The sequence below is a fragment of the Stenotrophomonas sp. 2YAF22 genome (genome assembly GCF_052114665.1).
GTDB classification, from domain to species: Bacteria; Pseudomonadota; Gammaproteobacteria; order Xanthomonadales; family Xanthomonadaceae; genus Stenotrophomonas; species Stenotrophomonas indicatrix.
Genome location: NZ_JBFRFE010000530.1, coordinates 1 through 3,099, shown reverse-complemented (window position 1 = coordinate 3,099; position 3,099 = coordinate 1). Strand labels below are relative to the sequence as shown.

The window sequence follows — 3,099 nt, the reverse complement described above, 5'->3', positions numbered from 1 at the left end:
GGCCACGCTAGAATGCGCCCATGCGTACCGTCCATGCCCTCCGCTACATCACCCCCTTGCGGGAAGGTGGCTCACTGCCCGCCGTGGTCGAGACCGACGACGACGGTATGGCGGTGCTCAAGTTTCGTGGTGCTGGACAGGGGCCCAAGGCGCTGATTGCCGAGTTGATCGCGGGCGAGATTGCACGCGCGATGGGCCTGCCGATTCCGGAGATCCTGTTCGTGGAGCTGGACAGCGAGTTCGCCCGCACCGAGCCGGACCCGGAGATCCAGGACCTGATCCGCGCCAGCGAAGGCCTGAACCTGAGCCTGGATTACCTGCCCGGCGCGATCAACTACGATCCGGCGGCGATGCCGGTGGACGCCGACCTGGCCTCGCGCATCGTCTGGTTTGATGCACTCACCAGCAACGTCGACCGCACCACGCGCAATCCGAACCTGATGGTCTGGCATCGCAAGCTGTATCTGATCGACCACGGTGCGGCGATGTACTTCCATCACGACTGGGCCAATGCTGGCGACGCCTGCGAGAAGCCCTTCGTACTGATCCGTGACCACGTGCTGCTGTCGTTCGCCAGCCGCATCGCCGAGGTGGATGCCGAGCTGGCTGCGCGCCTGCCTGATGCGGAAATCGAGCGCATCGTCGGCCTGGTGCCGGACAGTTGGCTGGTCGATGAGCCGGCCTTCGACAGCCCCCAGGCTTACCGGCAGGGCTACATCAACTACCTGAAGCATCGCCTGAAGGTGCGTGCGGTGTTCGTGCAGGAGGCCATCCGTGCCCACGCTGCACACGTATGACTATGCCGTCATCCGCGTGGTACCACGGGTGGAACGCGAGGAGTTCATCAACGTCGGCGTGATCGTGTCCTGCCCGGGCGCACGTCACCTGGAAGCGGCGATCGAGATCGACGCTGCGCGGCTGCAGGCCTTCGCGCCGGCGCTGGATATTGAAGCGCTGCAGCCGTGGCTGGATGCCATCGTGGCGATCTGCCGGGGCGATGCGGGCGCCGGCCCGATTGCGCAGCTGCCCGCGCGCGCGCGATTCCATTTCCTGACCGCCAAGCGCAGCTCGGTGGTGCAGATGTCCAGCACACATGTGGGCCGCACGGCGGACCCGGCGGGCGTGGTCGAACACCTGATGTCGAAGATGGTGCGTGTTCCGACCTAGCGCGCTACTTGCCGCCGCCCCAGCGTGCGGTCATTTCGCTGCGGATCGGCATGCGCTCGGTGTTGCTGTCCGTTGCAGTGAAGCGCATCGCCTTGACCGCGTTCAACGCCCAGCCGCTGAAGGCCGTCGACGGCTTGGCATCCACCACCTTTACGTCATACGTGCGGCCGCGCTTGTTGACCGAATAGGCCACGGTCACTTCCTCTGCAAACTGCACACGCCCGGGATCGGCATTCAGTCGTGGGCGGAAGGTGCCTTCCACCGGCTTCCAGTATGTCAGCGCTTCGGCCTGCTGCAGCTGCAGCGGCTCGGGAGACGCGGCGATGGCCATCGGACTCATCGCCAGGGTGAGCGCGAGGGCGGCAGCGCGGAGCAGCATGGGAGGCATGGTTGTCATTCCTTGTACGCCAGTGGTTGGTTTCAAGCGTACGCCATCAGGGGCCTTTCCGGTTCACCGCAACGGTCACCATGAAGTAGGGAATCGCGCTCCACTGCGTGCGCGGATGATGCAGCGATTCCACGCCCATGCCGATCTGGTACTTCACGCTGCCCGGCTGCTCGCGCCAGACGTAAGGCGCGCCGTTGCTCCAGCCACAGCAGACGTACTTCAGTGGCGGCATACCGAAGGTCTGCTGCAGATAGGCTTCGATCTTCGCCGCCGAGGCGCCGCTGACGCGATACCGCGCTTCCATCGGCTGGATGTAGGAATCGTCGTCCTGCGTGCAGCCTACGTATTCCAGCTCGGCTGGTTTTCGTCCCATCGCCTGCAGGAAATCCTGGCAGACGGTGTCGGGCCGGGCCAGGCCTTCGACACGGCCGTGCAGTTCCCATTCTGCAAGCGCACCGGCAGGCGTCTGCGCGCTGGCAGTGACGGCGCTGCCGATCAGCAGCAGCACCCCGACGCCGCAGCGGAGGCGGACGAAACAGGACGCAGGGGGATGCAGCAGGGCGATGGCAGATCCTTCGTGGGCGTGACGAAATGCCATCGTAATCGAACGACGCCACCACCCACTGCGCACGCTTCGATCAGCGCTCACGCGCCATGCTCTTTTCGGTGAAGCGCGCCACGCAGAAATCCAGAAAGCTGCGCAGCTTCGGCGTCACCTGGCGATGGCGGGGATAAAGCAGATTGATCGACGTGGATACGGGCACGAATCGAGGCAGTACTTCCACCAGTTCGCCGCTGGCCAGAGCGGCAGACATCATCTCGAACGGCTGCAGGATCAGTCCCAGCCCACCGACCGCGGCGGTCAGCAGCGGCTCGGCCTGGTTGACCATGAAGCGACTGGAGACCGGCACGGTCAAGACGCCGCCCTGTGGGTCATGGAAGCTCCACCGCGTACGGATCGCCGAGTGGGCGAAACCCAGGCATTCATGCCGGCTCAGGTCCTGCGGGCGGACGATCGGTGGCCGTGCAGCCAGATAGCTGGGGGCAGCGCACAGCGCCAGCGGGTACGGTCCCAGCCGCCGCGCGACCAAGCCGCTGTCGGCAAGATCACCGGTGCGGAACACCAGGTCGTAGCCGTCTTCAACCACGTTGACCAGGCTGTTGGACAGGTTCAGATCCACCTGCACGTCGGGATACTGCTGCATGTAGGCCACCACCGCCGGCCCCAACGCATGCACGCCGAAGGTGACCGGCGCACTGATCCGCAGCCGGCCCATCGGTCGCCCGCGCGCGATCTCGGCCAACTGCTCGGCACTCTCCACTTCCTCCAGGATGACCCGCGCGCGGGCCAGGTACGCCTGCCCGAAGTCGGTCAGGCTCTGCTTGCGCGTGGTGCGGTTGAGCAGTCGCACGCCCAGATGCTGTTCCAGCGTCTGCACATGCTTGCCGACCAGTTGCGGCGACAGATCCAGTGCGTCGGCAGCTGCGGCGAACGAGCCCACCTCGGCCACCTTGGCGAAGCTGCGCAGGGGTGCGATAAGGTC

General features: G+C 65.5%; 5 protein-coding genes. 2 read left to right on the top strand and 3 right to left on the bottom strand.

Translation table 11 applies throughout. The features are described from left to right. Positions 1 to 20: 20 nt before the first annotated feature. Positions 21 to 797 carry a HipA family kinase gene (locus AB4Y84_RS17670; protein ID WP_442244336.1) on the top strand — a complete coding sequence of 259 codons (777 nt, stop codon included), beginning with the start codon at positions 21 to 23 and terminating at the stop codon, positions 795 to 797. Next, positions 775 to 1,167, top strand: coding sequence for a DUF3037 domain-containing protein (locus AB4Y84_RS17665; protein WP_442244335.1), 393 nt, complete (start codon positions 775 to 777; stop codon positions 1,165 to 1,167). Before AB4Y84_RS17670 ends, AB4Y84_RS17665 begins: the two co-directional genes overlap by 23 nt. Positions 1,168 to 1,171: 4 nt before the next feature. Here the strand turns inward: AB4Y84_RS17665 and AB4Y84_RS17660 are convergent, their stop codons facing one another. The 3 genes from AB4Y84_RS17660 to AB4Y84_RS17650 form a co-directional block, all read right to left on the bottom strand. Next, positions 1,172 to 1,555 (bottom strand): energy transducer TonB, encoded by a 384-nt coding sequence (locus AB4Y84_RS17660; RefSeq protein ID WP_442244334.1) that lies wholly within the window; start codon positions 1,553 to 1,555, stop codon positions 1,172 to 1,174. 46 nt (positions 1,556 to 1,601) lie between these two features. Further along, the gene (locus tag AB4Y84_RS17655; RefSeq protein WP_442244333.1) at positions 1,602 to 2,063 is read right to left on the bottom strand and encodes a DUF4952 domain-containing protein; all 462 of its coding nucleotides are present in this window, start codon (positions 2,061 to 2,063) and stop codon (positions 1,602 to 1,604) included. Positions 2,064 to 2,193: 130 nt separating this feature from the next. Beyond that, positions 2,194 to 3,099: LysR substrate-binding domain-containing protein (locus tag AB4Y84_RS17650; protein WP_442250559.1), on the bottom strand; the 906-nt coding region annotated here is incomplete at its 5' end.

Coding starts and splice junctions, on each gene's coding strand:
- AB4Y84_RS17660 (WP_442244334.1), bottom strand. CDS start 1,555: ATGCCTCCCATGCTGCTCCGCGCTGCCGCCCTCGCGCTCACCCTGGCG.
- AB4Y84_RS17670 (WP_442244336.1), top strand. CDS start 21: ATGCGTACCGTCCATGCCCTCCGCTACATCACCCCCTTGCGGGAAGGT.